This window comes from Kineococcus aridisoli, from assembly GCF_050871885.1.
GTDB lineage: Bacteria > Actinomycetota > Actinomycetes > Actinomycetales > Kineococcaceae > Kineococcus.
The window spans coordinates 12,138-38,043 of the sequence record NZ_JBJLSF010000043.1 but is presented as its reverse complement, the minus strand read 5'-3'; the positions used below and the strand labels follow the sequence as shown (position 1 = coordinate 38,043).

The following is a 25,906-nucleotide window of genomic DNA, read 5'->3' as shown; positions in this document are numbered from 1 at the left end:
TGCAGGGTGGTGGCGTCCAGGACCTGCACGCCGCCGTCGTGGGTGATGGCCAGGCGGGGGGAGGCGGCAGCGGCTTCGGTGGCGGGGGCGGTGCTCGGCGTGGTGGTGGTGGGGGCTGCCTGCTCGGAGCCGGAGGTGCCGGAGGAGCAACCGGCGGCCAGCGCCAGGCACGCGACGGACAGCGTGGCCGTCAGCGCGAGCGGACGGTGCGGGCGGCGGGGGGAGGGGGGCATCAGGTCTCCTGGTCGACGGGCGTGCACCCGATTGCTGAGAACGGTTCGCGACCATACACGGACTGGGAATCGTTACCGTTACGCTGTCCCGGTGCGATCAGTGACGGACGAGACCCTGCTGCGGGTGCACCGGTGCCGCGTCGGCTACCGCGGCACCCCGGTGACCGCCCCGGTCGACCTCACCGTCGCCGCCGGCGAGTGCGTGGCCCTGCTCGGCGCCAACGGCGCCGGCAAGACGACCCTGCTGCGCGCCGTGCTCGGCCTGGCCGATGTCCTCGAGGGTCAGCTGCAGGTGCTCGGCGGGCCGGTCGGCTACGTGCCCCAGCGCCACACCGGCGCCGCGGGCGTGCCCGCCACCGTGCGCGAGGTCGTCGCCGCCGGCCGGCTGCCGCGGCGCGGGCCGCTCACGCGCTGGCGCCCGGCCCAGCGTCGGCAGGACCGCCGGAGCGTGGCCGCCGCCCTCGGCGACGTCGGCCTGGCCGACCTCGCCACCACACCGTTCGGCCTGCTGTCCGGCGGCCAGCAGCGTCGCGCGCTGCTGGCCCGGGCCCTGGCCTCCCAGCCCCGGCTGCTGCTGCTGGACGAGCCGACCGCCGGGGTGGACGCCGCCAGCCAGCACCTGCTGGCGGCAGCGCTGCGCCGGGTGGTGAGCGGTGGTGCCGGCGTCGTGGTCGTCACCCACGAGCCGGGCGCCCTGGCGGGGGCGCTCACGCGGTCGGCGACCTTGACCCACGGCGGGCTGGTGGCGGCGCCGGCCGCCGACGCCGAGGACCCGGTGCTGACCCTGCGCCCCGGAGGTGCCGCGTGAGCGAGCTGCTCGCCGTCCTGGACTACGACTTCATGCAGCGCGCGCTCTTCGCCGCCCTCGTCGTCGGTTTCGCCGCACCGCTGGTCGGCGTCTTCGTCGTCCAGCGGGGCCTGTCCCTCATCGGCGACGGGCTGGGTCACGTGGCCCTGGCGGGAGTGGCGGCGGGCGTGCTCACCGGTACCGCACCGGTGTGGACGGCGCTGCTCACCGCCGTCAGCGCCGCGCTGCTCATCGAGTTCCTGCGCGACCGCGGGCGCACCGGCGGCGACGCGGCACTGGCCGTCATCTTCTACGGAGGCATCGCCCTCGGGGTCCTGCTGATGTCCCTGGCGCCTGCCGGGACCACCACCAACCTGGAGAGCTACCTGTTCGGGGCCATCACCACCACCAGCCCCACCGACGTGCGGGTGTTCGCCGTGCTGGCCGTCGTCCTGGTGGTCGCCATGGTCCTGCTGAGGCCGTGGTTCTTCGCCTTCTCCTTCGACGAGGAGCACTCACGCGCATCCGGGCTGCCGACCCGTGCCCTCAGCGCGGCGCTGGCGGTGCTGACCGCGGTGACCGTCGTGCTCTCGATGCGCACGGTCGGGCTGCTGCTGTTCAGCGCCCTGATGGTGCTCCCCGTGGTCGCCGCCCAGTACGTCAGCGCCAGCTTCGCCTCGCTGTGCCGCCTCGCCAGCGTCCTGGGGATCCTCACCAGCATCAGCGGCGTCCTGGGTTCGGCGGCCGTGGGCACGCCTTCAGGGGCGACCATCGTGGTGCTCATCCTGGCCGTGCTCGCGGTGTGCGCCGTCCTGGGGCAGTTCACCCGGGCCACCCGCCCGGCTGGACCCCTCCAGCCGGACCGGGCGAGCGGGGCCGCCGGCCCGGACGCCCTCACGACCGCCCCCGTGCTCCCGCGCGCGCCCCGGTGACGGTTCCCTCCGCAGGCGAGGGCGCGCTGAACCGTTGCGGCAGCGGACGTCGACGCCACCGGAACGGGCTGCCGCCCAGCACGTACACTCGTGAGATCAGTTCTCAGCAGCGGTGGGAGCGTCCGCCGCACGAGATCACCGGACGAGACGGGTGGGACGAGGTCACCATGCGCCAGCGCTCGATCTCAGCCACCGCGGCCGCGCTGCTCGGCGCGGCTGTGCTGGTGACCGGTTGCGCGAGCGGTGAACCCGAAGCGCCTCCTGCGGCAGTGTCCGCGGACGCGGGTCAGGGAACCGGTCAGGCCGGCGGTCAGGACGGCGGTCAGGACGGCGGTCAGGACGCTCGCGAGCACGGCGGTCACGAGCACGGCGGTCACGAGCACGGCGGGCACCAGCACGCCGCGGACGGCGGCCCGGCCCCCGAGGGCATGGTCGTGGCGACGGCAGCCTCGTACCCGGTGGGGTCGCAGGTGGTGCTGCGGGCCGACCACGTCGAGGGCATGGACGGGGTGAGGGCCACGGTGGTGGGCGCGTTCGAGACCACCGCCTACTCGGTCGACTACACGCCCACCACCGGCGGGGCTCCCGTGCACGAGCACCGCTGGGTCGTGCACGAGGAGTTGCGGGACGTCGGCGGCGAGAGGCTCGCCGACGGCTCCGAGGTGGTGCTCGACGCCGCGCACGTGGAGGGCATGCAGGGGGCGACGGCGACGATCGCCGGGTCCACCGACGAGACGGCGTACGTGGTCGACTTCGAGGTCGACGGGATGCGCATGACCAACCACAAGTGGGTCGTCGAGAGCGAGCTGGAAGCCGTTCCCTGACCCGCCCGAGCTGCTTCAGCACCGTCCGCTGGACTCGTCCGAGGAGGCTGCCGTGCAGGGGATCGGGGAGGTCTTCGACCGCGCGGCGGGAGGTTTCCGCCGACTCGGGCCGCTGCTGTGGGACCCGATCGGAGAACGCACCGCGGCCGCCGCCCGGCCGCGACCGGGCGAGCGGGTGCTGGACGCCTGCTGCGGGGACGGCGCCTCAGCGCTGCCGGCCGCGGTAGCGGTGGGCCCGCAGGGTCACGTCGACGCCGTCGACCTCTCCCTGGCGATGGTGTCCGCGCTCACCGGTCGAGCGAGCGGGCTCCCTCAGCTGCACGTCCACTGCGCGGACGTCACCCGCTGGGAGGGCGGAGGGTACGACGTCGTGCAGTGCGCGCTCGGGGTCTTCTTCCTGCCCGACATGGACGCCGGCACCGAGCACCTGATCCGCTGCGCGCGCCCGGGAGGGCGGGTGGTCACCACCGTGTGGAACCGCGGTGCGCTGGCGAGCGCGGGCGCCGCGCTGTTCACCGCCGTCGCCCGCCACCGCGAGGGGTTGCGACCGCCGGCGTCCTCCTCGCGCAGCAGGCGGATCGCCACCGCCGAGGACCTCGCCGGCTGGCTGGGTGCGCGCGGGTTGCACCAGGTGCGCGTCGATCTCGCACCGCACCGGGTGCCGAGCACTCCGGAGGCGCTGTGGGCGCTGGTGGTCGGCTCCGGCTTCAGCGGTCTGCTGGACGGCCTGGACGACGCCGCGCTCGAGGCCGTGCGCGGTGAGTACCTCGACGCGCTCGCCGGCGGCCCACCTGTCGACGCCTCCACGCTCGTCGGTGTCGGCACGGCAGGCGGTCCGCGGTGAGGACGCGCACCGGCGGCGATGCGCACGCGCGCTCGGCGGAGTTCCTCGACCCCTTCCTGCGCCCGGCGTGGCAGCGGTTCGGGCCGGCGGTGCAGCGCGCGCTGGCCCCCGCGGCCGGGCTCGACGGTGGCGCGCTGGAGCTGGGCAGCGGCAGCGGTGCGGCGTTGCCGTGGATCGCCGGCGCCCTGCCGGCACACGTGCGCGAGTTGCAGCGTGGCGGGTTCGATCGAGCGCAGGTGCACTGGTCGGCCGGCCGCGATGCCGTGGTGGTGGCCACCGCCTGATGCCCGCGCCCGCTCAGGCCGCGGGAGCCTCGCCCCAGGCGGCCCTCGTGCGTCCGGCGTCGTGCGGTGCCTCCGGTGCGGTGCTCAGCGCAGGACCTCCACGTCGCCGAGCGCTTCCAGCAGCGCGGGCAGGTCGCGCTCGCGGGGGCGCACCAGGTGCGCGGTGCGGGCGGCCTGCAGCAGCGGCAGGTCGGCCACGCTGTCGGAGTAGGCGTGCTCCACGGGCACCTCGACACCGGCCTCGCGCAGGGCCTGCACCTTGGCCTGGCCGCGGGCGGGCACGGCGTGCGGCAGGCGCCAGCGGTGGGCGGTGAACGTGCTGGCGACGACCTCCACGCCTCCCAGGCCGAGGGCTGCGCAGACCTCGCGGGCCAGCGGCTGCGCGCAGCCGGTGGCGACGACGACGCGGTCCCCGGCGGCCCGGTGCTCGTGCAGGCGAGCCAGCGCGACGTCGATGCGCCGGCCGCCGCCCGGGCCGGCGTGCTCGGCGGCGAAGCCGCGCAGCAGCTCCTGGAAGCGGGCGGGGTGCAGGCCGACGGTGGCCGCCCACACGACGACGCGCTCGGCGTGCAGCCGGCTGGTGCGCCGGGCGCCGAGCGTCAGCCACGCCGGGGCGGTCAGTGCCACCAGGCCCAGGCGTGCGGGGGAGCGGCGCAGCGGGCACGACTGCGCCGGCGGCGTGAACGCGTGTCGGTGTGGTGACCGCACTGCGCAGGACGCCTGCGCCGGAGCGTCCGGCCCGCGCCGTCCTGCCACGCTGTCACCGTGGACAGCACCCGTGGATCGCGCCGGCCCAGGCGCTGGCCGGGCACCGAGCGAGGTCTGCTCGTCGCGGTCGCTGCGCTGACGTTCGCCAGCTTCGTCGTCGTGTACCTGGTGGAACCTGCCCGGACGGTGCACCCGGACCTGTGGCGGCTGTACTCCACGATGAACCCGGTGGACCGGGCGGCCAACGTCGTCATCGGTGCCCTGTGGCTCGCCGGCGTCCACGCCCTCACCCTCGCCGGCTCCTCCGGGTCCTCAGCTGCCCGGCGCTGGTCCGCCCGGCGCCCGAAGCTGGCGGCGGGACTGCGGGTCGCGATCGCGCTCGCCGTCCTGGGGGCGGTGGCGGTGAGCGCGCTGGTCGCCGACGTCTTCGTCGGTGTCAACGTCCACCTGCACGCCGAGGACCTGGGCGTCGCTCCACCGAACGGCTCGATCGGTGAGGTCGTGACGGCCTTGGCCCTGGTCGGCGCCTGCCTGGTGGGCCTGGCGGCGCTGACGGGAGCGGCCTGCGCAGTGGGCGCGCTCAGCGGTCGAGCACCGGGTCCCGGAGCCGCGGGGCGTCCTTGACCGCCCCTCCTCCTCCTCCTCCTGAGAGTCCAGGGCGCAGTCAGCGCTGAGGCCACGCGGGAAGCGCCGTGACCGGACGGCCAGGCGTGGCACTGGACTAGGTTCTGGTGCGTGATCGGGAGCATCGACGAGGTCGTGATCGACTGCGCGCAGCCGGCTGCGCTGGCGGCGTTCTGGGCGCAGGTCCTCGGTGGAGAGCCGGTCGGGCGTGATGATGCGTGGTGGTACGTGGTGCCGCCGGGGTGGACGCAGCTGTCGTTCCAGAAGGTGCCCGAGGCCAAGGCGGTGAAGAACCGCGTGCACCTGGACGTTCGAGTCCGCGACATCGAAGCGGCGACCGCGCAGGCGGAGGCGCTGGGTGCGCGCCGGGTGGGCGCGGTGCACCAGGACCGGGCTGGCTCGTTCCAGGTGCTGCTGGACCCGGAGGGCAACGAGTGGTGCGTGGTCAAGCCCGCGTGAGTCCTGCGCGACCACCCGGCCAGCGACACGCGCGTGCGTCAAGACCCTCCACGACCACGCTCGGAGCGCGCCGCTGACCCGCTCCCGTCGTGGTCCCGGGTTCGCTGATCGCGCTGGTCGTGTCGAGCCTCTCGACCCCCGTCCACCGGTGGGGGTGGAGTGGTCGGCGTGCTCAGCCACCACTCGCTCCTCGGCGTGTGCGGAAACCGGCGATGTCCTGCTCAGCGCCACGACCGAGCGGTCCTCGAGGCAACGGTCGGCGACGGAAGTCGATCTGCGCCGCCGACACACCCCCGTACTGGCACCCGCCACGCACCGGCTCGCCACCGTCCGTCCCGTGCCTGGACCTGCGGTGCTGCAGCCCTACGACCCTGCCTGGCCCGGACGAGCAGCGCGGATGCTCGCCGTGGTGGAGCAGGCGCTGCATCTTCTGGGGGTGGGTGAGTCCTTCGAGCACATCGGCTCCACCTCGGTACCCGGCCTGATGGCCAAGGCCTGCATCGACCTCCAGGTCGTCGTCAGCGAGCTGCCTGGACCCGACGTGCTGGAGCAGGCGTTGGCTCCGACCGGATTCGTCCCCACCACCGGTTCGCGCCCGGACTCACCCGGTGTCCACCGCGACATCCCCCGCGGTTCCGAGCAGGTCCGCGACGAGGTGTGGCGCAAGCGGCTCTTCGTGCACGACATCGACGGGCCGCAGGCCGCGATCCTGCACGTCCGACTCAGTGCCTCACCCTGGGGCCGCTACGCCCTCTGGTTCCGCGACTGGCTGCGCGCCCACCCCGACGCCCGCGACCGCTACGCCTCCTTCAAGGCCGACGTGGCCGCTGAGCACGCCGGCGATGCCGACTACGACGACTACACCCGCGCCAAGACCGCCTTCTTCGATGAGGTGCAGGAGCAGTTCGAGGCCTGGGGTCGCAGCCGCTGACGATCGCGACGTCCTCGAGCATCGATCTGAGCAGCGCGCCCAGCGCGGGACGACCGAGCGCGTCGTCGTCGACGGTCAGGTCGTCACCGGCGCCGGCGTCACCTCCGGCATCGACTTCGCCTTGCAGCTGGCGGCGCTGGAGTGCGGTGAGGAGGTGGCCCGGCAGCGGGCGTGCGACAGCCGCCTCGCGCGCGTCCAGCGGGCGGCTGGTCGCCTGGCGGCAGAGCGGAAGTCCCGGTGCGCCCTGAGAACGACGAGGCCCGCACTGGCTCGCGTCTCGCGTGACAGCCACTTCACGCGCATCGCGCGATGGGCGCGCTGTTGTGGACGGCAGGTCGGTGATGGGGCAGGTCGCTGTGCTGCCGCCACCCGAGCATCGCTGCTCGGAGGGAGGGCAGAAGGGGAGTCAGCGGGTGCGTGCTGGCCTGGCCGTGTACCCCGGCAGGTCCTCCGCGAGGGTGACCAGCCCGTGCTCTTCGAGCTGCCAGCCGCATCCGGCGATGCTGATGCCGACATCACCCAGGTCCGCTGCGACCACCCAGTGCTCGCCCCCCGGGTGCCGGTAGCGGTGGGCGGGCACCACCTGAGCGTCGATGCTCACCGGGACCGGCTCCCACGGTGCACCGGCGCCGAGCGTGGCGGGCAGCTGCTGCAGCTGCTCGTCGGAGATGCCCGGCAGGCCCAGCAGCGCGTCCAGGACCGCTTCCTGCGCCGAGTTGAACCCGCTGGCGGGGTCCGGGGCTCGGGTGGTGGTGCGCACGCCGGGGTGCTGGGGGTCCAGGGCGCCGTGGACGAGGGTGATGGTGGTGATCGGCCGCTCCAGCGGGTTCCACAACGCCACCCCGCGCGGGCCGGTGAAGGTGTCGTCCAGGCCCAGCACCCGGAAGGGCAGCGGCAGCGGGGGCGCCCAGATGCAGGGCGAGGCGGTCTCGACGATCACGTCTGGCTCCCGTGGTGCTCGGTGGTGGCTGCCGACTGGCTGGGCCGACTGAGTGGACAGGCCGGTCGGGGCGGGGCTTGCTGGAGCTTGGTGGCGCGGGTGTGGATGGCTGCAGATCCTGCGGATGCCCTGCCCAGTGATCGTGCTTCTCGGTGGCGTTGGGCGTCAACGCCTGCCGTGTCCCCTTCCGTAGGGCCGTAGGGCCGTAGGGCCGTAGGGCCGTAGGGCCGTAGGGCCGTAGGGCCGTAGGGCCGTGGGGCTGCCGGCTGGGCACTGTTCATCGTGCTCGCGTGCTGCCGGCGCGTCGGACCTTCGAACATCGAGGGTGGCTCGGTGTTGGCCAGGGCTGGCTTCTGGGAGCCGAGTCCCAGCGTCCGGCTCGTGCGGTTGACTCGCAGCGGTAGCGCGAGACAGGGAGCGGAGGCCGTCGCGTTCGACGTGGAAGTGGTGCGTCAGCGGATCGCGACGACGGTCGACACCCGCCTGGTGGTGGCGGTCATCGCCTGGGTCGAGTGAGCGCTGAGGTGGTCGGTGGTCGTGGTCATGGTCGGTGGCCGAGTCCGCGGAGTCCCCTGCTGGGGATGATCGCGCTGGGAGCGCACGACCGTGCGCAGCGCGGCCCGCGCCGTGAGTGTCAGCAGCAGGCGGGGACGTGCGCGCGGGTGGGTACGGTGGCACCCGTGCGCAGGCGTGCCTCGGCAGTGGTCTTCGCGTGGGGGTGCGGTGCTCATGGTTCGTGAAGCCACCCGCAGCAGCTCCGGCCGCCACGACGGTCCGTCCTACCTCGCTCTGCCCGGTGGTGGAGTCGGCGAGGACGGGGGCTTCGAGCAGGCTGTGCGCCGAGAGGTCGCCGAAGAGGTGAACCTCCAGGTCACTCCCACGCGTCGACTGGGCAGGTACCCGTACACGTACGGAGAGACGGTGTGCCTCTCGTGCAGGTCCTCGACGGTGGAGGATCGCCTGCTGCACCGGGATGGTGAAGACGCCGCTCCTGCTGGTCACTGCCGGGCTCGCCGCTGCCGCGCTCACGGCCTGCGGGGGATCGCCCGGCGACACCACCTCGCCGGAGTCCGCGGCGGTGGGCGCCGCCACCTCACCGGAGGACGTGGTGCGCGCCTACCTGGGCGCGCTGCAGGAGCACGACGAGCCCACGGCGACCTCGCTGACCACGCAGCCCTACGCCGGCCGCGACGACTGGGCTGCAGACCCCCCGAGCATCGAGAACGTCGAGGTGTCCGCCGCGATGGTGGAGTCGACGACGGGAACAGCAGCGGAAGGGCACGCTCAGGCGGTGTTCGTGCCGGTGACCTCCGACCTGCGCGGCGGGGACGGGACCATGCCGGGCGGGTCGACGTCGTGGGGGTACGTCCTGGTGCGTGACAGCGATTCCGAGGCGTGGCGCATCGCCGACGCCGGAAGCGTCTGATCCCGCCGCCGAGCTCGGTCGACGCCGGCGGGGGAGTCGCGACCGGCTCCGCATGCGATCAGCGGGATGACCGTGACGCCGCGCCCGTCGGCTGGCTGCTTGTCCCCTGCCCTCGGAGGGTCACTGCTGGGTGCGGTGGGCTGTCTCCACGGCAGCCGTGGCGCGTGGTCATCGTCAGGTGCAGCAGAGGGTGCCGGTTCCCGCCTGGCCGCGCGGGTGGCGTGCGACGTCCTGGTCAAGCAGCATGAGCATGCACTGCAACGACTCGACCAGGGGGCGGCGCAGTGTCGGTCGTACTGGTGCAGCACCGGGTCCGTGGGAGTGCACCCCGCCCAGTCGACGTCGTTCGATGAGCCCCTGTCGGTGACGATCGTCGACTACTGACAAGGCCTCACCGCGTCATCCCACCCACGGCGGAACGGGACGGCTCCGGTGTCGACGGGCAGCTCCCCGTCATGCACGATCCTGCTGGAACTCGGTCCTGGATCTCGCTCCGTCGTCGCTCACCTCGTGCGTCGTGGCGTGGCCGACCTGGTCGCGCAGCGCCACGGCGATGAGCACCGCGACGAGCGCTGCCCCGACCAGCAGTGCGGGCAGGGAGCCACCGAGCAGACCCAGCGACGCGCACGCGAGGACCGCGGCCAACCGGGTGCGTCCCAGGCGACGCGTCGCCCGCACTTGCAGAGCGAGTTGTGCGAGGAGGAAGAGGGCCGGCCCGGCGACGACAGCGGTCAGCTGTGCACTCCCCAAGGGGTCCAGCGGGTGCGCGATGACGAGTTCGTCGCCCACGGCCACCAGGATGATCCCGGCGACGATCAACACGTGCCCGTACGTGTAGATGTCCCGTGCCCGGCCGGTGCGGTTGGCTTCACCGTCGAGGGAACGCTCGCTGAGTTCTCGGGTGGAGGTGAAGTACAGCCACCAGAGTGCAGCCGATCCGGCGAACGCGCCGGTGAAGGCAGCCACGGTTCCTGCGTCCAGTCCACGTCCGGCAGTGGTCGCCCCGGTCAGGATGATCGTCTCGCCGATGGCAGCGATCACGATCAGCCCGAACCGCTCGGCGAAGTGCCCGGTGGCCAGGCGCCAGGAGCCCGCCGCCAGCCGCGGCCGGCCGGGAAGCGGGAAGAGGATTCGTGGAGCGGTGTAGTCGAGGGTGAGCGCGAGCAACCACAGCCCTGCTCTCGAGCCGCCTTCGACCAGCCCGCCGGCGATCCAGAACACGCCGGCCATCAGGAACCAGACGAGGATGCGTCCGGCCTGCTCCCGCTCGATGCTGCCGCGCTCGGCCGCCACGAACGCGAGGAAGGCGTGGCGGCCGACCTGGATCGCGAGGTAGGCGAGGGCGAAGAGGAGGCCGCGGTCGCCGAAGGCGTGCGGGACGGCGATCGCCACCAGCAGGCTCGCGAGCATGAGCGCGATCAGCAGGAGGCGGACGGGGTTCGTCTCCGGGTCGAGCTCGTTCGTGGCCCAGGTCGTGTAGTTCCACGACCACCACACTGCGAGCAGGACGATCGCTGCCTGGCCGGCTCCAGCCCAGGTGAGGTGCTCCAGGAGGAGGTGCGAGACCTGAGTGATCGCGAAGACGAACACGAGGTCGTAGAACAGCTCCAGCGTCGCGGCGCGCTGGGTCTCAGCGTCGTCTCGACGCCGGAGCCGTCCGTTCACCACGGCAGGACGCCGACCCGGTCGGTCACGGTTCCGGTCGGTGCCGCCGGGCCGAGAGTGGCGATGCGCACCGCCGCCTCGGCCCCTTCTGCGACGCTCTGCCCGACGTGGCCGGTGAAGTCCGTGGCCGTCTGCCCGGGATCGACCGCGTTGAAGCGGACGTCCGGGATCGTCTTGGCGTACTGCGTGGTGAGCATCGTGACTGCGCTCTTGGAGGAGCCGTACGCCGCGAGCGTGTACTGCGATTCCACCCGCGCGGGATCGTGCGTCAGCGTGAACGAGCCCATGCCGCTGGTGACGTTGACCACCGAGGGGTCGGTCCCCTTCCGGAGCAGCGGGAGGAAGGCGCGTGTGACTCGAACGAGCCCGAACACGTTGGTCTCGTACACCTCGCGCAGCTGATCGGCAGTCATGTCCTCCGGCGCTGCCACCTCACCGAGGATGCCCGCGTTGTTGATGAGGACGTCCAAGTGCCCCACCTGTGCTCGCACCCTGGCGACGGCGGCTTCGACGGACCCGTCGTCCGTCACGTCCAGCAGCACGAAGTGGGCGCCGAGGCGGTCGGCCGCTTCTTGTCCGCCGGCCGCGTCACGGGCACCGATCCAGACGGTCTGGCCTGCACCGATCAGGCGACGGGCGACCTCGTAGCCGAGTCCGCGGTTCCCGCCGGTGATGAGAGTTGTGGTCATTCGTCTTCTCGCTTTCCAGGTTCTCGTGGCTCTTCGGTTCAGGCCGTGGGCCGGAAGGGACGCAGCAAGCGGATGCCGTCCTCGATGGACCCGTCGATCAGCTCGAGCACCTGCGGCACGAGCGCCGCCATCCGCGGTGCACCGAGGTGGGCGTCCAGGAGAGCACGGCTCTCCCAGCGCTCGTAGATCACGAACGCGCCAGGCCGGCCTTCCACCTCGTGGGCTTCGTAGTCGATGTTGCCGGCGTCGCCACGGGACGGCGTGACGGCGGCCGCGATGAACGCCTTGAGGTCGCTTTCCCGGCCGGGCTTGGCCTGCGCGTCCCAGAGGACGGTCACGTACCCGTCGGGGGTCGCTGTCACGGGAGGTTCCTTCGGTCGGAGGGGACGGCATCCACTTCCGTTACAGCAACTACCTGTAACGGAAGTGGATGCCGTGACACTACTGACGCGCCCGCGTTACAGTCAAGGCCTGTAACGGAATGGGTCGAGACCACGAGAGGACCGGGATGTCCGGCGAGAGCAGCGGAGCAGAGACGCCGACGAGCACCGGTGGCCGCCCACGCGACCCGGCCATCGAGGAGGCGATCATCGAATCGACGCGCATGCTGCTCGCGACGAAGGGCTACTCGTCGATGACGATCGGCGACATCGTCGCCGATGCCGGCGTGACGCGTCCGACGCTGTACCGGCGGTGGTCGAACAAGTACGAGCTGGTCGTCGAAGCCCTGCAACACGGGTTGCGCAAGCAGCGCGAGGCGTACCCGCGCCTGGACCTCGATGACCTCGCCCCACGAGAAGCAGTGGTCGAGGCGGTACGCCGGTTGGACCCACGCTTCCACAACCCTCGCGCGATGACCCTGCACGGCAACTTCATGGCCGAAGCGGAGCGCGAACCGGGCCTGCATGCGCAGATGAGGGAGCAGGGCAACCAGCCGCGGTGTCAGGAGCTCGCCGAGGTGCTCGTCGAGCTCCAGCGGAGGGGCGTCGTCCACGAGGATGTGGACGTCGACATGATCGTGAGCCTGTGCTTCGGCAGCTACTTCGCCGACTTCAACCGGTACGGCCGCGAAGTGCCGGCCGACTTCGCCGAACGCGTCGTCGCCACGTTGTGGCCCGTCATCGCCGGAGAGGGCGGGCCGGCGGTCGCGTGAGCCGGAGACGGATCGCATCGCGGACGCCATCCAGCACCGCCTGCAGGTCCCGGTCGTTCGTGGTGGCGAGCGAGGGATCCGCGGCACGCAGGATCTGGTCGGGGACGATGCAGGCGACCAGGCCTTTCCGCAGTACCCACCGGGACCCTGCGTGCTTCCTCGTCGTGCCACCCTCGACGTCCCGCGCGCCCTCGCCCATCTCGAGGTCCGCTGGCGAGCCCTGGCCCTCGTCACCCTCTGCCCCTGGCGCATCCCAGCATCCGTCGCCGCCGCGCTGGTGCTCGGCAGGGGGGAGAACCTCCACTGACAAGGGCTCAGCGGACTCGCGAGCCTTCGGGGGAGAAGAAGCCGGCGCTTCCCGTGGCCGCGACGTCCGCCGACATCACGGACCCGACGGCGAGCTCTGAGATCGACCGGCTGCTCCGTGGGGGTCGTCGTCCCCCAGGCGTCGGGGTGGTGGTACCAGTCGATCCCGCACTCCCGCAAAACTACAGTCGCCTCGGAGCCGAGGAGCGAGTCGACGGCGGAGATCGGCATCGAGCTCCCGCCTCCGTGGACCTGGCCCCCCAGTGCGACCTGCGTGCCGTCGGCGAGCACCAGCGATCCGCTGTCCTCGTCCCAGCTGACGCCTTCGGGGCCACACCGCCATCGACTCCCCGATCCCGATGCAGGTGCCGACCTCGGTGACCGGACCACCGATGCCGCGGTCGGGTGTCGCGTCATCGCGTCAGGCTCCTGGATCGGTGAGCGGGTCGGTCCCGGTCCGCTGGGACGTCGCAGCCGGTGTTCGCGTTCCACCGCGAGACCGTGGAGCGGCCGACCGTCCGTGGTCACGCCCGCAGCACGGCATGAGCGCCGGGTCATCACGTCGCTGGCGTGCGGGGTCCCGGGACGCCACGGTGGGTGGATGAGGCGCGAGGAGCTGGGTGGGCTGCGGCAGTTGCCGGACGACGTCAGCGCTGCGGACTGGATCGTGGCCGCGGTGCGGAACTTCGACCACACGGTCGGCTCCTTGGTGCCGCCGGTCTTCGAGGCGTACGCGCGCGTCCTCCACCCGGCCGCCCGCCGTGAGGACTCCGGGGACGGTGGAGCAGGCGGGGCGGGGCTGGAGGTGGAGGTCAGCTGGGCGCAGGTCGCCGCCGCCAACGGCCGACAGGCGCACGCGGGCATGGAGTGGGTGGCCATCACCGGTTCCTGGAGCTACCGCCACGGCGAGAGCCAGCCGGGGATCTGGGACGGCGAGCCGCGCGAGGGCAGCCTGCCCGCCGCGCAGGGCGAGGCGCTGGTGGCGGTGCTGGCGCGGTTCACCACCAGAGCCGAGGACTGCTTCTTCGCGGTGTGGGAGGGGTACGGGTCCCTCGCGCTGGCCCCGGTCGCGGCGACGGTGCCGATGCCGCAGCGCGAGATGCTGCTCGTGAGCGGGCCGTTGTCGCAGGCGGGGTGGGCGTCGATGGAGACGGCTGCGTGGGAGCAGAGCCCGAGCCTGTGGTGGCCGGCGGACCGGGCGTGGTGCGTGGCCACGGACGTGGACCTGATGAGCACCTACGTCGGTGGCAGCCGGGCGTGCATCGATGCCGTGCTGGCCGCACCGGGGCTGGAGGCGTGGGAGGTGCCCGACGGCCAGGGGGTGACCTGGGACAGCGATGGGGTGAACCCGGTGCCGCCGCGGCCCGAGTGACCACGACGACGTCACGACCTGATGCGCGTCGGGTGGTCGATCCGCTCCGACCGGTCCCGGTGGTGCCGTCCACCCCGCTGCCGTCTGCCGCGGGTGCGCCGAGCGCACCCACGAGGCCACCGCGGCTCCGCACAGCACCAGCGCGACGAACGCGCGCCACCACCACCCTGCTCCACCGTCGAGCAGCGAGGCGGTCGGGTCCACCAGCGTGACGGGCCCGAACAGCGTGGCCCCGGCCGCCTGCCAGGCCGCCGGGCGGAGACGCCTCGGCTCGGTGGTCGCCGGCTCAGAGGTGGTGGAGCGGGTCCTGATCGGGGTCGGCGCGGACGATGTCGAGGTCGGGGATGCGCAGGAGGTCTTCGACCGCTGCGGTGCCGGCGGCGATGGTGGCGTAGTGGGGGTCGACGTCTCGGGTGATGCACCACGCCCGGTCGGCGGGCCAGACGAACGCCGGGTCGGGGCGGCTGGGGCTCGCGGGGTGGTGGGTGGAGCGCAGGGCGGCCTTCCACGCCGCGGGCTCGCCCAGCTCGCGCAGGTCGCCGGTGAAGAGGAAGCAGCTGCGTTCGGCGATCGGGGACCACAGGGGGACGTCGCGGGCGCGTGCGGTCTCGAGGGCGGCGGTGTTGCCGCTGTCGACGTCGGCTTCGGCCTGGTCGGGACTGGTGGGGTCGGGGGCGAAGCGCAGGGCGCCACGACCGGGCGCGGCAAGCACCTGCAGGAACTGTGACCGGTGGTGCACGATCGCGGGATGGCTGATGTCCCCGACCAGGTCCGTGCACGGGTGCGCCACGAGCCGGACCGCTCCTGCGCGGTGCTGGTGAGCGGCCCCTCCGGTGAGGTGCTGGTGGGCACCACCCGGCGCACGGACCAGGTGCTGACGCTGGCGCGCCAGGGCGCCGCCCGCCTCTTCGGCGTGCCGGTGGCCGCCCTCGACTCCGAGCGCCTGCACCTGGCGGTGCCGCAGCCGCCGTACGGGCGCGACGGGCAGCGGGTGCGCATCACCTCCGTGCAGGACCCGCGGGAGCCCAGCGAGCGAGAACTGCTCGGCGCGCTCGGGCAGGCGCACTGGTTCGGCCACGAGGGCGCCTGGTTCGTCACCGTGCCCGGCTCGGGCACCGGCATCCACCCCAGCGAGCACCTGGACTTCGAGCCGGTCGTCAGCGCCGAGGAGGCCGCCGACCTGGAGGCCTACCTGGCGCGCTCGCGGCACCCGTCGACCTGAGGGGGCACCAGGAGGGGGTGCCCCCGTGCGGCGCGGTCGGGGCCGCGTGCTCGTCGGCGAGAGCGCGATGTCCGCGCCACGACTGGACGCGCCGCAGGGCGCCACGACCGTGGGCATCTTCGCGGACGTCGTCGTGCCCTGCGCGTGCGTGAGCGAGGACGGTGAGCACCTGACCGGCTCCGGGAGCCCGGTTGCTCCCGGGGAGGACGCCTTCGGGCCGGGCGGGGCGGACCTGGCGCCGTCTTGCCGGTGCCGGGGTCGTGGCGCTGCTCGCACCGGCGAACGCACCTCCGACGCGCGATGACCGGACGTGGCGTGGGCACCCGCGGGTACGACGTCGTCCAGCTCAACGATCCTCGTCGGCAGGCAGCGCCAGGACGAGGGTGTGCTCGGCGTGCGGCAGCCCGGCCTGGGGCCAGCGGATGCGCAGGTGGATCTGCCCGTCGGTGGGCAGCTCACCGATCCAGTGGGTGGTCTCCCAGGAGAAGCGCACCTCCCCGGTGCGGGTGCCCTCGAAGGTGCGTATCGAGCGGTCCTCGACGGGCACCTGGTCGGCGAAGTCGTCGAACCGCACGTGCAGCTCGGGCTGCGAGCCCTGCTCTGCGCCGCCGTCACCGCTGTCGGCGTCCAGGTACCGGCGGGGCTTGTCGATCGTCTGCCGCTTGGCGGCTTCGGCGTGCACGTCGTGGGCGCTCACGTGCAGGTGCAGCATCAACCCCGGGGGGTCGGTGTGGGCCAGGAGGCGGGTCAGTGCGGCGTGGATGCCGGGCGCCTGGCTGAGCAGCAGTGGGCTGTGGACGAGCACACCGGTGTCGTCGGTGTGATCGGGCATGGTGGTGGGAACCCATCGCCGTGGCACGGCTCCACCTTCGCCGTGATCGAGCGCGTGAGCAATGCCCGGACACCGGCGAGTCCGTGCAGTCGCCGAGGGGGCGTGATCGCGCCCGGATCGCCATGACCGGGTGCGCCCGCAGGGCGCCACGACGACGAGGTCGTCGAGCTCCACCTGGACGCCGGTGCGAGGTGGGACGAGGCGAAGAGGACCCGGAGCCGGGGCTGTCGGGGCATGGTGGGGAAGTGACACCACCACTGCTCGGGACCCGGCCGGCCCGCTCGATGACGACGATCGCTGTCGCCGTGGTGCTGGTGCTGTCCGTCGTCGCCGGCGTGGTGGTCTTCTGGCGCGTCACCCGGCCTTGCGGTGCGGGAGCGGGTGACCCCGGAGCTGCGGTGAGCGGTGTCCTGGCCGCTGTGCAGGAGGGCGACGAGCGCGGGCTGTGCCGGCGGGTCAGCTCGGACTACCGCATCCCCGATGACGAGGTGGCGGTGCTGCGGGAGCGGGTGCGCGCCGTGGGCGGGGGGGAGGAGGTGTCGGTGGCCGAGGTCGCTGAGCAGCAGATGGGCGGCTTGCGCGTGCTGGTCGCGACGGCGGCGGACGGGCGGCTGATCGGCAGGTTCCAGACGATCCCCGGTCAGCGCGGGGCTCTGGTGGTGCGGGCCACCACGTCGGCCTCGAGCTGGTGACGGTCACCGCGAGGCGGGCGCTGACCTGACGTCGTGGCTGCATCGGTGGTCGCGCTCGGGAGGCGCCACGACCGTGGAGCGGTTCGGGCATCGGCGGAGCGGTTCCCCTCCTCACCGCACCGCCGACGACTCGTGGGTCCACCCCGGGCGCCGATCGGCGACGTCCAGCCGGATCGCGTGTGCGATGGTCAGCGCGGGTTCACGTCCGCCGCGACGCTGCGAGCATGCTCGACCACCGTTCGGAAGGCGGCCAGGTCGCCTGCGTGCTCGCCGGCCAGCGGTGCCCAGTGCTGGACCGGGGCTCGGGCGACGGCCGATCCGAGGGCACTGGTGTCCTTGCAGTCCCGGTCCGCCGCAGCCAGCGCGGCCTCAGCTGTGCCCAGCGCAGCCAGGTCAGCGTCGGTGGCCTTGGCGCCGTCCTGCTCGTAGCCGGCGGGGATTCCGTGGACGAAGTCACCCAGCTCACCGGCGCCGGGAGCGGCCAGGACGTTGCGGATGGCGGCGCTCAGGCCGTCGTCGCCGCCGTGCGCGGTCCACGCGGTCAGGTCCTCGACCTCCCCGCCGCGCCGCGCAGCGTCGGCGACGGGGTCGGCCAAGCCGGGGAGGACCGGGCCGCGGGCGACGTCCCTCGTAGTGGCGCAGCACCAGGACCGCGCGTCGGCGCGGTGAGAGCTGACGCAGTGCGGTGACGGCTTCGTCCCGCTCGGCGTAGCGGGTCGCAGCACCCAGGCCGCCGGCGTCGGCGAGGTGAGCGCCGGCCGAGTCGGCGCCAGCGGTCGGTGACCGCTCGGGCCATGACGGTGCGGGCGCAGGCGGCGGGCTCGACCACCCGGCGCCAGTGCAGGTAGGTGCGTTCCAGGGTGTCCTGGAGGAGGTCCTCGGCGGTGCGGTGGTCGCCGGTGAGGAACAGGGCGGTGCGCATCGGCTGGTCGGCGTGCGTGCTGGCCCGGTCCTCGAAACCACGCTCACCCAGGCAGGGTGCAGCTCTTGGCCAGGTGGGCCGAGACCGCCGCTCATCCGCGGTGTGCAGGCGATCGCCGGTGCTCAGGCACTGCTCGCTCGTCGACGAGCCCGTGGAGCCGTCAGCGTCCACGACAGCGGGATGACCGCGTGTTCCTCGGAGGTCGAGGTGCGCCGGACCGGCCGGGCCTGACGTCGGGCTGACGCAGTGGGGGCGTCAGTCGGTGGTCTGTCCCCGTGTCGAGCGTCGGGTCAGCTGCTGCACCCGTCCGCGAGCTGGCGGCGGCGCAGCGGATCGTCGATGCCGCGGGTGAGGACACCGTCGCCGCTGCGGTGCGTGAGGCGGTCGGGATGCTCCCGGCGCCTCAGCGGGAGCTGGTGATGCTGGTGCACTGGGACGGGTTCAGCCTGGCCGAGGCGGCGGCGGTCATGGGGGTTCCGGCGTCGACGGTGCGCACCCGGTACGCGACGGCGCGGGTGACGTTGGCTCGCCTGCTGCAGCGGGAGCCGACGCAGGTGGCGGGAAGGCTGGGCGGATGACGATCGAGTCCGTGCTGACGCCGTTGATGAGCACCGCTGTCCAGCGGTCACCGCAGAGGGTCGGTGGACCGAGCGTGAAGGACCGCTCCGCCCGGTCGTCCGTGCCGTCGACACCTCGGCCCTGCGCCTGGAGGGGACGCGGCGAGCACGTGCCGGCTGTCCGTGGCGGCGTGGGGCGCCGGGATCGGCGTTCAGCCCTTGACGGCGCCCTCGGTCAGCCCACCGCGCCAGAAGCGCTGCAGGACGACCATGAGGACGACCAGCGGGACGACGGAGACGAGCACGCCGGCGGTGGTGAGCTCGTAGAACTCCGGCAGGCGGTCCACCTGGGCGCGCCAGTTCACCAGGCCGACGGTGATCGGGTACAGCTTCTCGTCGGCGATCATGATCAGCGGGAGCAGGTAGTTGTTCCAGATGCCGACGAACTGGAACAGGAAGACGGTCACCAGCGCCGGCGCCATCATGCGCAGGCCGAAGGTGTGGAAGATCCGCAGTTCTCCCGCACCGTCCAGGCGCGCGGACTCCACCAGGGACGGCGGCACGACGGCGGCGGCGAAGATGCGGCACAGGAAGAAGCCGAACGGTGACACGAAGCTGGGCAGCAGCACGCCCAGGTAGGTGTCCGTCAGTCCCATGGTGCTGAAGAGCAGGAACAGGGGCAGGGCGGTGGCGGTGCCGGGCACGAGCACGCCACCGAGGACCAGGCCGAAGACGGCGTCCTTGCCCTTGAAGTCGTACACCGCCAGCGCGTAGCCGCCGGCGGCCGCCAGGTAGGTCGCCACCAGCGCGCCGCCACCGGCGTACAGGACGCTGTTGAGGAACCAGCGCACGAAGACGCCGTCGTCGAAGGCGAACACCTGTCGGACGTTCTCCAGCAGCTGGACCTCGCCGAACCAGAACCCGTTGGTGGTGAACAGCTCCTCGGTGGACTTGGTGGCTGCGACCACCACCCAGTACACGGGGACCAGGAAGTACACGGCGACGACGACGAGCACCGCTGTGACCAGGATGGTCCGCGCCGCGGGCGGGCGGGTGGGGCCGTGGCGCGGGGTGCGCTGCACGGCTCCGATGGTGGCGAGGCGGTCCTCCTCGGGGCGGACAGCGGTCACGAGTCCCTCCGGGAGACCAGTCGCAGGAAGGCGAAGGACAGGATGAAGGCGGCCAGGGCGATGATGACGGCCTGCGCGGACGCCACGCCGTAGTCGTTGTAGGAGAACGCCGAGGAGTAGGCGGCGAAGTTCGGGGTGTACTTGGCGTCGATGGCCGGGGACACCGTGCGCAGCACCTGCGGCTCGGCGAACAGCTGCAGGGTGCCGATGATGGAGAAGACCGTCGTCAGCACCAGCGCCGGGCGGATCAGCGGCAGCTGCACCGACCAGGCCAGGCGCAGCGGGCCGGCGCCGTCGACCTTGGCGGCCTCGTACACCTCGCCGGGGATCGACTTCAGCTGGGCGATGACGATGAGCATGTTGTAGCCGGCGTAGGACCAGGTCACGATGTTGGCGATGGACCACAGCACGGCCTGCGGACCCAGCAGGTCCACCTGCAGACCCACGGCCTGCAGGGCGGCGACGATCGGGGAGAAGCCCGGCAGGTACAGGAACGACCACAGGATGCTGGCGATCACGCCCGGGATGCCGTAGGGGATGAAGTACGCGGCCCGGAAGAAGGACGGCCACTTCGCCGAGGCCGACTCCAGCAGCAGCGCCAGGATCGTCACCGCGACGATCATCACGGGCACCTGCACGACGCCGAAGAGCAGCACTCGCCAGATGGACGCGGTGAAGGCGGGGTCGGCCAGGGCCCGGGCGTAGTTGTCGAACCCGGCGAAGGTGGAGGTGATGCCCTCCTCGCCGAAGAGACCCTGCCGCTGCACGCTGGTGAAGCTCTGGCCGATGGCGTAGACGATCGGCACCAGGAAGGTCAGGGCGAACAGCACCAGGAAGGGTGACAGCAGCAGCCAGGGCGCGCGCTGCTGCGCCGTGCCGGCGCGGGCGGCGCGGCGGCCGGTGCCGCCGGTGCGCCGGGCGGCAGGCGCGGCCTGCTCCACCTGGGCGCTCACGCCGGGCTCCCGGCCCGGACCTGCAGGCCCTTGTCGCGCATGATCGAGATGGTCTGCTCCTGCACGTCCGGCAGGGCGTCGACGATGGCGCGCCCACCGGTGCCGCGCTCGCGGAAGACCGTCGAGAGCGCGTCGTTGAGCTCCAAGTAGATGGGGGACCAGATCCAGTCCGGGTTCTGGGCGTCCGCGGCGGGCACGAAGACCTCCTCGTTGTAGTTCTGGCCCCCGAAGAAGTCCGACGGCTGGGTGCGCGACCGGCCGATGTAGTCGGGGGAGGTCGACCAGCCGATGCCGCAGTTCTCGATCTGCGCGTCGATGGAGCGCGGGTCGGTCGTCATCCAGTGCAGGAAGCGCGCGGCCTCCGCGGGGTGCTGGGAGGTGGCCAGCACGGCGGCGGTCGAGCCGCCCAGGGTGGCGGAGGGGTAGCCGGTGTCGGGCCAGAGCGGCATCGGCGCCACCCTCCACAGCCCTTCGGTGCCGCCGACGCTCTGCACGAGCGCGTCACCCCACGAGCCGGTGGTCACCGCGGCGATGGTGCCGTTGGCGACGGCGGCGGTCCACCCCGCGGAGAAGGGGGCCAGCGCGGTGTTGTAGAGGTCCTCGGCGAAGGCCTCGTCCATGAACTCGGCGACCATCCGGGTGGGCCCGCCGGTCAGGTCGACGACCCACTCGGTGCCGTCGGTGCTGAACCACGCCGCGCCGGCTTGCATGCACAGGCTGGTGAAGTTGCCGGGGTCGTTGATCCCGAACCCCTCGAGCCGGTTGCGGGGGTCGGCGGCCTTGAACGCACGTGCCAGCTCGGCCCACTCCGGCCAGGTGGCGGGGGGCGTCGCACCGATGGTCTCGAGCACGTCGCTGCGGTAGAAGAAGCCCATCGGTCCGGTGTCGGTGGGGACGCCGAAGATGCTGTCGCCGACCATGACCCGGGACAGGTCACCTTCTCGGTAGTCGCCGAGGAAGTCCCCGTAGCCGTACCGGGAGAGGTCGACCAGCCCATTCTGCAGCAGGAAGCTGGGCAGCAGCTGGAACTCCACCTGAGCGATGTCGGCACCCCCGCCCGCGGCGAGCGCGGCGAACATGCGGGTGTAGCCGCCGGAGTTGCCGGCACCGGACCACACCGCCTCGACCTGGACGTCGGGGTTCTCCGCGTTCCAGATGTCGCACACCGACTGCAGGTCCTTCAGCCAGGCCCAGTAGGTCAGGGTGACCGGTCCGTCCGCCGCCGGCTTGACCGGTTGCTGGTTCGCCGAGTCGGCTCCGGCGCCGACGGCGCACCCGCCGAGCGCGAGCGCGCCGGCGCCCACGGCGGCACCGAGCACGCCTCGTCGTGTCGTCTGCACGAGCGCTCCTCGTCGTCGAGTGAGTCACGAGCTTGCAGGGAACCACGCTTCGCGCCCCGGGGCAACGAACCCGGCCGAGCCGTGGCCGATTCGTCATCTCGGCCGCGGTCGGGGACCTCGGCCCCGGTCTGCGCCGCTCGTGGCAGCCGCTGCCGGGTCCCGCCGGCCCTCGTCGGCCTCCGAGGCTGCCACGACGGCCGGGTCCTCGTCCGCGGCGAGCAGCACCACCACGTCCTCGGGCAGGTGGTCCTCACCGGCCAGGTACCAGCGGGTGATCGCCGAGCCCTCCCGGGCCAGGCGGCGGGCCCGCTCAGGGTCCGCGGCGAGCCCCTCGTGCGGGGTGTCGGCCCGCTGGACGTCCAGGACCAGCAGCGCAGGCACCCGGTGCCTGTTCTCCCGGTGCTGCTCTCCCACGTACAGGGACAGGACCACCTCCCCGCCCGACCACGTCCGCCAGTCCGGCCCCGGCTCGCCGGACTGCAGCGCCCGACCGCCCCGGAGTCGAGGAGGGCGTGCAGGGCGCGGGTGAGGTGGACCAGGCGCTCCGGGTCGCCGGCGACGATGGACAGGCTCGGGGGGTGGCCGGCGGACTGCACGCTCCAGGAGGGGTCGCCGGCGCAGGACCAGGAGCCGCTGCCCGTGCCGCGCACCCAGCCGGTCGCGGTGAGGGCGGCGGCCATCGACTCGATGCCGCTGAGCAGGTCGGCGCCGACGGCGTGCCGCAGCAGGAGCAGGACCGCCGCGGGGACGTCGTGGGTCTGGGAAGTGGTGGCCCCGCGCATCGACGGCGGTGCCCGTGCGCTGAGCGCCGAGGCGCTCGATCGCCCGTTGAGAACGGACGTTGTCGATGTGCGCCGAGAACAGGACCGTCGGCAGCGAGGCGAAGGCGTGCTCGAGCACGAGCCGCTTCATCTCGGTGTTCCACCGCCCGCCCCAGCGAGAGCGGTCCAGGAAGGTCCAGCCGATCTCCACCTCCCCCGGACCACGCAGCACGTAGCGGAACGTGCCGATGACGCCGTCGTCGCGACGGTCCAGCGCCACCAGCGCACCGCCTGAGCTGAGGGCGTCGTCGAACCAGCCACGGAAGACCGGCTCCTGGACGCGGTCCTTGGCCGGGTGCTGCTCCCACAGGAGGGGATCGGCGGCGATCAGGCGCAAGGCGTCGAAGTCGTCGCCACGCAGTGGACGCAGCAGCAGGATGTCGCTGGCGAGGACGGGTTGCCGGTCGAAGGGCATGTCCGGACGCTAGCGCGGACCTTCGTGGCCGACGGGCTGGTCGCTCACCGTGCCTCGGCTGCTGCGGCTCCGGCCGCTGGCCTGGGCCATGGCGGGTCTGCCGCCGGACCCGCCGGCTGAGGCACGAGCGTGGGTCCTCGGCGGATGTGAGCCGTCGACGACGTCCTGGCCAGCGCGTCGACCGCCTGAGCCCACGGCCGAGACCGCGCGTCGCTCCCGCTCGATACCGTCCGGTGGTGCCTCGCGACCGCTTCCGCCTGCCCGCCGCCGTCTACGGGGTCCTGCGAGGTGGAGAGCGGGTCCTGATGCTGCGTCGCGCCGGCACCGACTTCCGCTCCGGTCAGCTGAGCCTGCCCGCCGGTCACCTGGAGGGCGGGGAGGACGCGGTGGCCGGGTTGCTGCGCGAGCTGCGTGAGGAGGTCGGCGTCGAGGCGGCGCCGGGTGACTGCCGCCTGGCGCTGCTGGTGCACTCCGCCCCCGAGCACGAGGGCGACCTGGAGTACCTGCACCTGTTCTTCGTCGTCGAGCGGTGGAGCGGTGAACCGGTCATCGGCGAGCCGGACAAGTGCAGTGAGCTGGTGTGGGTGGCCGCGGACGCGCTGCCTGCCGATGTCGTCGACTGCGTAGCCGGCGCGCTGTACGCGATCGACCGGGGTGAGTCCCTGCTGCTGCGCGGCTGGTGAGCAGGTGGCGACCTGAGCACGTGGCGAGGTGGCCCATGCAGGCGGTCGCATCACCGTGACAGCACCACGACCGCGACGTCGCCCGCAGGGCCCATGACTGGACGTGTCCCGCCCTCCAGCGGTGGACCGTCGGCGCCGGTCCGGGGGCGTTTCACGGCCGGTCCAGGGGTGGTGCAGGTGCGCTGCCAACTGGTGCAGCGAGGTGGTGCGGGCCTCCTCCGGCACCGCTGCGGTGCCGGTGCGGTCCAGGTGCACCGCGCGCGACCCCTCCGCCCGCGCGCCGGTCCAGCTGGTCATCTTCGCCTGCGAGAACGGCCTCACCCCCCGCGGCGGGGCCCGCTGAACGCCGCTGCGGTCGGGCTGACCCGTTCAACTGGCCGGTTCAGCCGGCCAGGCTCAACTCGACCACCGCGTCGTGCACCCGGGCCCGACTGCCGCCGACCGGCAGACGGTCAGCGGCGCGGAGGCCGTGAGGAAGCCGTCGGCGGGGTCGGCGTCCGGCAGCAGCGCCAGGCCCATCGTGAGCTGGCCGCAATTGCCGACCACGACTCCGCGGGCGCTGCCCGTCCACCCCTCCGCCCAGCCGTCGGCGCCGGCGGCCTGCACGCTTCCTGCCGATCCAGCACCGGCGATCATCGCGGCGTCGAAACCGGCGCCGGCCATCACCAGGAACAGGTGCTCCTGGCCGTCGCGGCCATCGCCGTCCCGGTCGACCTCCAGCCACCCCACCTCGAGTCGACCACGCGCACCGTGACGAGCGATCCGCACCGCGGCCGGTGCGTCGTTCAGCGGGATGCCGAGGTTGCGGGCCAGGAGGTTGCCCGTACCCGCCGGGACGGCCCCCAGGGCCAGGCCGCTGCCCAGCAGCTCCCCGGCGACGGCTCGCACCGTCCCGTCCCCGCCGACGGCCAGCACGCCGCCGACATCTCGAGGTGCGACCTCGTCAACTCACCGGCGCCGGTGAACTCGGTGGGGTTGACGACGACGGATGCGCGACGACGCCGGCCGTTGAGGCCGAGCACGGCGGTGGTGCCTGCGCGAGTGGTGCCTGAGCGGACGACGTGCTGTTCAGCCACGGCTCAACAGTGGTCGTCGTGCCGACGACCGTCGTCGTCTGCTGGTGTGAGCTTGCGCCGAACCCAACGCGGTAGCGGAAGCTCTCGTGCCGAGCGGCACGGGGTCAGCCTGTCAGCGCCGGGCTCGGGAGGGCCCGGTTCGCTCACCGACCACGCGATGCCTGCAGCTTGACCGCCACGTCGACCGCAGCGCGGGTCACTGCTCGACGCGGTAGGACGAGGTCAGCTCGTCACCTGCCTGCCCGCGGATGCCCCAGTCGTGGCGAGGTGTCTCGAGGATGGTGATCTCCAAGTCGATGGCCTGGATGCCCAGGTCCGTCTCGAAGTCGCGGTAGAGGCGCTGGTAGAACGCCTTCTTCGTCGCCACGGTGCGCCCGGCGAACATGAGGACCTCGATGACCGTGTACCTCTCGCTGCGTCCCTGCGGGGTGGGGAAGTGCTCCTCGTCCATGGGGAAGAAGCGGTGGAAGCGCTTGGCGGTGGGCAGGCCCAGGACGTCGACGGCGGCGGTGTGCACGGTGTCGGACAGGCGGGTGCGCAGCGGGCGCAAGACGTGGTCGCGGCCGTAGATCTTGAACTGGGCCATGGTGGGCGTCTCCTCGGTGTCGGCTTCGGCGGGCCGGGAGGAGTGCTCCGCACACCCGCGCTCGGCGGGGTGCGTCGGTGGAGGACGTGCCCGGCCTAGGAGCCGGTCCACCACTGGGGGCGGGTGCACGTCGCGGCGATCACGGTGGCCACCGTAGCGGGCAGGGTCGGCTCGGTCACGCGGTCTGCGGCACGTGCGTGCGTCTCGCTCGTTGGCGACTCACGTGCAGCGCTGTCACGGTGACCACGTGGTCGGTGCGCGTGCCGAGGAACCGGCAAGGGCCCCGGGACCCGGAGGTCGCGTCGTCCTGACGCGGCGACTGGTCCCGCACCCGGTCACCGGGGCCCGCGTGCAGGGCGTGTGGCGCCTGCACCAGGACGTGCACATCGCCGCCAGGTGCGCCGGGGCGTGGGGCAGGCGCAGCAGTGGGCCGAGGCGATGGAGGAGGCCTGGCGTCGGGACGGGGTCGGCACGTGGCCGGCGTACCGCCGCGGCGACGG

Annotated in this window: 31 protein-coding genes and 3 pseudogenes; 18 read left to right on the top strand and 16 right to left on the bottom strand. The window is 72.9% G+C overall.

Annotated features, from left to right (window positions below; all coding sequences use genetic code 11):
* Window positions 1-233: pseudogene (locus ACRYM2_RS13240) on the bottom strand (hypothetical protein); the annotation flags it as partial.
* Between the two features lie 91 nt (window positions 234-324).
* Between ACRYM2_RS13240 and ACRYM2_RS13235 the strand changes: the two are divergent.
* The 5 genes from ACRYM2_RS13235 (at window position 325) to ACRYM2_RS13215 (ending at window position 3,904) form a co-directional block, all read left to right on the top strand.
* Entirely contained in the window at window positions 325-1,041 is a 717-nt protein-coding gene (locus ACRYM2_RS13235) for a metal ABC transporter ATP-binding protein (protein ID WP_432522851.1), read from the top strand.
* Entirely contained in the window at window positions 1,038-1,952 is a 915-nt protein-coding gene (locus tag ACRYM2_RS13230) for a metal ABC transporter permease (protein WP_432522850.1), read from the top strand. The genes ACRYM2_RS13235 and ACRYM2_RS13230 overlap by 4 nt, the downstream gene beginning before the upstream one ends.
* Before the next feature lie 269 nt (window positions 1,953-2,221).
* Window positions 2,222-2,776 (top strand): YdhK family protein, encoded by a 555-nt coding sequence (locus tag ACRYM2_RS13225; RefSeq protein WP_432522849.1) that lies wholly within the window; start codon window positions 2,222-2,224, stop codon window positions 2,774-2,776.
* A gap of 52 nt (window positions 2,777-2,828) precedes the next feature.
* Window positions 2,829-3,620 (top strand): class I SAM-dependent methyltransferase, encoded by a 792-nt coding sequence (locus ACRYM2_RS13220; protein WP_432522848.1) that lies wholly within the window; start codon window positions 2,829-2,831, stop codon window positions 3,618-3,620.
* Entirely contained in the window at window positions 3,617-3,904 is a 288-nt protein-coding gene (locus tag ACRYM2_RS13215; RefSeq protein WP_432522847.1) for a hypothetical protein, read from the top strand. The genes ACRYM2_RS13220 and ACRYM2_RS13215 overlap by 4 nt, the downstream gene beginning before the upstream one ends.
* A gap of 84 nt (window positions 3,905-3,988) precedes the next feature.
* Here ACRYM2_RS13215 and ACRYM2_RS13210 read toward each other — a convergent pair whose 3' ends face one another.
* Entirely contained in the window at window positions 3,989-4,612 is a 624-nt protein-coding gene (locus ACRYM2_RS13210) for a haloacid dehalogenase-like hydrolase (RefSeq protein WP_432522854.1), read from the bottom strand.
* Between the two features lie 57 nt (window positions 4,613-4,669).
* Here ACRYM2_RS13210 and ACRYM2_RS13205 point away from each other — a divergent pair, with 57 nt between their 5' ends.
* The 3 genes from ACRYM2_RS13205 to ACRYM2_RS13195 all read left to right on the top strand — a co-directional run bounded on the left by ACRYM2_RS13205 (window position 4,670) and on the right by ACRYM2_RS13195 (window position 6,626).
* Entirely contained in the window at window positions 4,670-5,236 is a 567-nt protein-coding gene (locus tag ACRYM2_RS13205; RefSeq protein WP_432522846.1) for a hypothetical protein, read from the top strand.
* Between the two features lie 111 nt (window positions 5,237-5,347).
* A complete protein-coding gene (locus tag ACRYM2_RS13200) occupies window positions 5,348-5,695 on the top strand; it encodes a VOC family protein (RefSeq protein ID WP_432522845.1) in 348 nt (115 codons plus the stop codon).
* Between the two features lie 337 nt (window positions 5,696-6,032).
* A complete protein-coding gene (locus ACRYM2_RS13195) occupies window positions 6,033-6,626 on the top strand; it encodes a GrpB family protein (protein ID WP_432522844.1) in 594 nt (197 codons plus the stop codon).
* 406 nt (window positions 6,627-7,032) lie between these two features.
* On the opposite strand, the gene ACRYM2_RS13190 is transcribed toward ACRYM2_RS13195, so the two are convergent.
* Entirely contained in the window at window positions 7,033-7,566 is a 534-nt protein-coding gene (locus ACRYM2_RS13190; protein WP_432522843.1) for a hypothetical protein, read from the bottom strand.
* Window positions 7,567-7,947: 381 nt separating this feature from the next.
* On the opposite strand from ACRYM2_RS13190, the gene ACRYM2_RS13185 reads away from it, so the two are divergent.
* From ACRYM2_RS13185 to ACRYM2_RS13175, 3 genes and pseudogenes are all read left to right on the top strand, one after another.
* The gene (locus tag ACRYM2_RS13185; protein WP_432522842.1) at window positions 7,948-8,082 is read left to right on the top strand and encodes a hypothetical protein; all 135 of its coding nucleotides are present in this window, start codon (window positions 7,948-7,950) and stop codon (window positions 8,080-8,082) included.
* Window positions 8,083-8,172: 90 nt separating this feature from the next.
* Window positions 8,173-8,472: pseudogene (locus ACRYM2_RS13180) on the top strand (NUDIX hydrolase); the annotation flags it as partial.
* Window positions 8,473-8,542: 70 nt separating this feature from the next.
* On the top strand, window positions 8,543-8,992 hold the full coding sequence (locus ACRYM2_RS13175) for a hypothetical protein (protein WP_432522855.1): 450 nt from the start codon (window positions 8,543-8,545) through the stop codon (window positions 8,990-8,992).
* Window positions 8,993-9,445: 453 nt separating this feature from the next.
* Here ACRYM2_RS13175 and ACRYM2_RS13170 read toward each other — a convergent pair whose 3' ends face one another.
* Genes ACRYM2_RS13170 through ACRYM2_RS13160 form a run of 3 tightly spaced genes read right to left on the bottom strand, consistent with a single transcriptional unit; the run spans window position 9,446 to window position 11,708 of the window.
* Window positions 9,446-10,657, bottom strand: a complete 1,212-nt coding sequence (locus ACRYM2_RS13170) for a low temperature requirement protein A (protein ID WP_432522841.1) — start codon at window positions 10,655-10,657, stop codon at window positions 9,446-9,448.
* A complete protein-coding gene (locus tag ACRYM2_RS13165; RefSeq protein ID WP_432522840.1) occupies window positions 10,654-11,346 on the bottom strand; it encodes an SDR family NAD(P)-dependent oxidoreductase in 693 nt (230 codons plus the stop codon). Before ACRYM2_RS13165 ends, ACRYM2_RS13170 begins: the two co-directional genes overlap by 4 nt.
* Window positions 11,347-11,384: 38 nt before the next feature.
* Window positions 11,385-11,708 (bottom strand): putative quinol monooxygenase, encoded by a 324-nt coding sequence (locus ACRYM2_RS13160; protein ID WP_432522839.1) that lies wholly within the window; start codon window positions 11,706-11,708, stop codon window positions 11,385-11,387.
* A gap of 146 nt (window positions 11,709-11,854) precedes the next feature.
* On the opposite strand from ACRYM2_RS13160, the gene ACRYM2_RS13155 reads away from it, so the two are divergent.
* The 3 genes from ACRYM2_RS13155 (at window position 11,855) to ACRYM2_RS13145 (ending at window position 14,177) form a co-directional block, all read left to right on the top strand.
* A complete protein-coding gene (locus ACRYM2_RS13155) occupies window positions 11,855-12,499 on the top strand; it encodes a TetR/AcrR family transcriptional regulator (protein WP_432522838.1) in 645 nt (214 codons plus the stop codon).
* A 151-nt stretch (window positions 12,500-12,650) separates the two neighbouring features.
* A complete protein-coding gene (locus ACRYM2_RS13150; protein ID WP_432522837.1) occupies window positions 12,651-12,806 on the top strand; it encodes a hypothetical protein in 156 nt (51 codons plus the stop codon).
* Between the two features lie 600 nt (window positions 12,807-13,406).
* The gene (locus ACRYM2_RS13145) at window positions 13,407-14,177 is read left to right on the top strand and encodes a hypothetical protein (protein ID WP_432522836.1); all 771 of its coding nucleotides are present in this window, start codon (window positions 13,407-13,409) and stop codon (window positions 14,175-14,177) included.
* Between the two features lie 286 nt (window positions 14,178-14,463).
* On the opposite strand, the gene ACRYM2_RS13140 is transcribed toward ACRYM2_RS13145, so the two are convergent.
* Window positions 14,464-14,889: a hypothetical protein gene (locus tag ACRYM2_RS13140; RefSeq protein WP_432522835.1), complete on the bottom strand. Its 426-nt coding sequence runs from the start codon at window positions 14,887-14,889 to the stop codon at window positions 14,464-14,466.
* Between the two features lie 36 nt (window positions 14,890-14,925).
* Between ACRYM2_RS13140 and ACRYM2_RS13135 the strand changes: the two genes are divergently transcribed.
* Window positions 14,926-15,399, top strand: a complete 474-nt coding sequence (locus ACRYM2_RS13135; protein WP_432522834.1) for a hypothetical protein — start codon at window positions 14,926-14,928, stop codon at window positions 15,397-15,399.
* 346 nt (window positions 15,400-15,745) lie between these two features.
* Here ACRYM2_RS13135 and ACRYM2_RS13130 read toward each other — a convergent pair whose 3' ends face one another.
* Window positions 15,746-16,231, bottom strand: a complete 486-nt coding sequence (locus ACRYM2_RS13130; RefSeq protein WP_432522833.1) for a hypothetical protein — start codon at window positions 16,229-16,231, stop codon at window positions 15,746-15,748.
* Window positions 16,232-16,476: 245 nt separating this feature from the next.
* Between ACRYM2_RS13130 and ACRYM2_RS13125 the strand changes: the two genes are divergently transcribed.
* Entirely contained in the window at window positions 16,477-16,923 is a 447-nt protein-coding gene (locus ACRYM2_RS13125; RefSeq protein WP_432522832.1) for a hypothetical protein, read from the top strand.
* Between the two features lie 188 nt (window positions 16,924-17,111).
* Here the strand turns inward: ACRYM2_RS13125 and ACRYM2_RS13120 are convergent, their stop codons facing one another.
* Together ACRYM2_RS13120 and ACRYM2_RS13115 are read right to left on the bottom strand one after the other, a co-directional pair.
* Window positions 17,112-17,519, bottom strand: coding sequence for a hypothetical protein (locus ACRYM2_RS13120; protein ID WP_432522831.1), 408 nt, complete (start codon window positions 17,517-17,519; stop codon window positions 17,112-17,114).
* Window positions 17,465-18,016: a sigma factor gene (locus ACRYM2_RS13115; protein WP_432522830.1), complete on the bottom strand. Its 552-nt coding sequence runs from the start codon at window positions 18,014-18,016 to the stop codon at window positions 17,465-17,467. Before ACRYM2_RS13115 ends, ACRYM2_RS13120 begins: the two co-directional genes overlap by 55 nt.
* A gap of 104 nt (window positions 18,017-18,120) precedes the next feature.
* Here ACRYM2_RS13115 and ACRYM2_RS13110 point away from each other — a divergent pair, with 104 nt between their 5' ends.
* A complete protein-coding gene (locus ACRYM2_RS13110; RefSeq protein ID WP_432522829.1) occupies window positions 18,121-18,423 on the top strand; it encodes an RNA polymerase sigma factor in 303 nt (100 codons plus the stop codon).
* A 191-nt stretch (window positions 18,424-18,614) separates the two neighbouring features.
* Here the strand turns inward: ACRYM2_RS13110 and ACRYM2_RS13105 are convergent, their stop codons facing one another.
* From ACRYM2_RS13105 to ACRYM2_RS13090, 4 genes are all read right to left on the bottom strand, one after another.
* A complete protein-coding gene (locus ACRYM2_RS13105; protein WP_432522828.1) occupies window positions 18,615-19,532 on the bottom strand; it encodes a carbohydrate ABC transporter permease in 918 nt (305 codons plus the stop codon).
* Window positions 19,529-20,473 (bottom strand): carbohydrate ABC transporter permease, encoded by a 945-nt coding sequence (locus ACRYM2_RS13100; RefSeq protein ID WP_432522853.1) that lies wholly within the window; start codon window positions 20,471-20,473, stop codon window positions 19,529-19,531. The genes ACRYM2_RS13105 and ACRYM2_RS13100 overlap by 4 nt, the downstream gene beginning before the upstream one ends.
* A gap of 8 nt (window positions 20,474-20,481) precedes the next feature.
* Window positions 20,482-21,825: an ABC transporter substrate-binding protein gene (locus tag ACRYM2_RS13095; protein WP_432522827.1), complete on the bottom strand. Its 1,344-nt coding sequence runs from the start codon at window positions 21,823-21,825 to the stop codon at window positions 20,482-20,484.
* Window positions 21,826-21,918: 93 nt separating this feature from the next.
* On the bottom strand, window positions 21,919-23,061 hold the full coding sequence (locus ACRYM2_RS13090; RefSeq protein ID WP_432522826.1) for a GNAT family N-acetyltransferase: 1,143 nt from the start codon (window positions 23,059-23,061) through the stop codon (window positions 21,919-21,921).
* Between the two features lie 236 nt (window positions 23,062-23,297).
* Here ACRYM2_RS13090 and ACRYM2_RS13085 point away from each other — a divergent pair, with 236 nt between their 5' ends.
* Window positions 23,298-23,744, top strand: a complete 447-nt coding sequence (locus ACRYM2_RS13085; protein ID WP_432522825.1) for an NUDIX domain-containing protein — start codon at window positions 23,298-23,300, stop codon at window positions 23,742-23,744.
* Window positions 23,745-24,140: 396 nt separating this feature from the next.
* Here ACRYM2_RS13085 and ACRYM2_RS13080 read toward each other — a convergent pair.
* Window positions 24,141-24,674 (bottom strand): annotated as a pseudogene (locus tag ACRYM2_RS13080) (diacylglycerol/lipid kinase family protein); the annotation flags it as partial.
* 342 nt (window positions 24,675-25,016) lie between these two features.
* On the bottom strand, window positions 25,017-25,406 hold the full coding sequence (locus ACRYM2_RS13075; protein ID WP_432522824.1) for a tautomerase family protein: 390 nt from the start codon (window positions 25,404-25,406) through the stop codon (window positions 25,017-25,019).
* Window positions 25,407-25,906 lie beyond the last annotated feature (500 nt).

Coding starts and splice junctions, on each gene's coding strand:
- ACRYM2_RS13130 (WP_432522833.1), bottom strand. CDS start 16,231: ATGCCCGATCACACCGACGACACCGGTGTGCTCGTCCACAGCCCACTG.
- ACRYM2_RS13155 (WP_432522838.1), top strand. CDS start 11,855: ATGTCCGGCGAGAGCAGCGGAGCAGAGACGCCGACGAGCACCGGTGGC.
- ACRYM2_RS13075 (WP_432522824.1), bottom strand. CDS start 25,406: ATGGCCCAGTTCAAGATCTACGGCCGCGACCACGTCTTGCGCCCGCTG.
- ACRYM2_RS13135 (WP_432522834.1), top strand. CDS start 14,926: ATGGCTGATGTCCCCGACCAGGTCCGTGCACGGGTGCGCCACGAGCCG.
- ACRYM2_RS13165 (WP_432522840.1), bottom strand. CDS start 11,346: ATGACCACAACTCTCATCACCGGCGGGAACCGCGGACTCGGCTACGAG.
- ACRYM2_RS13145 (WP_432522836.1), top strand. CDS start 13,407: ATGAGGCGCGAGGAGCTGGGTGGGCTGCGGCAGTTGCCGGACGACGTC.
- ACRYM2_RS13090 (WP_432522826.1), bottom strand. CDS start 23,061: ATGCCCTTCGACCGGCAACCCGTCCTCGCCAGCGACATCCTGCTGCTG.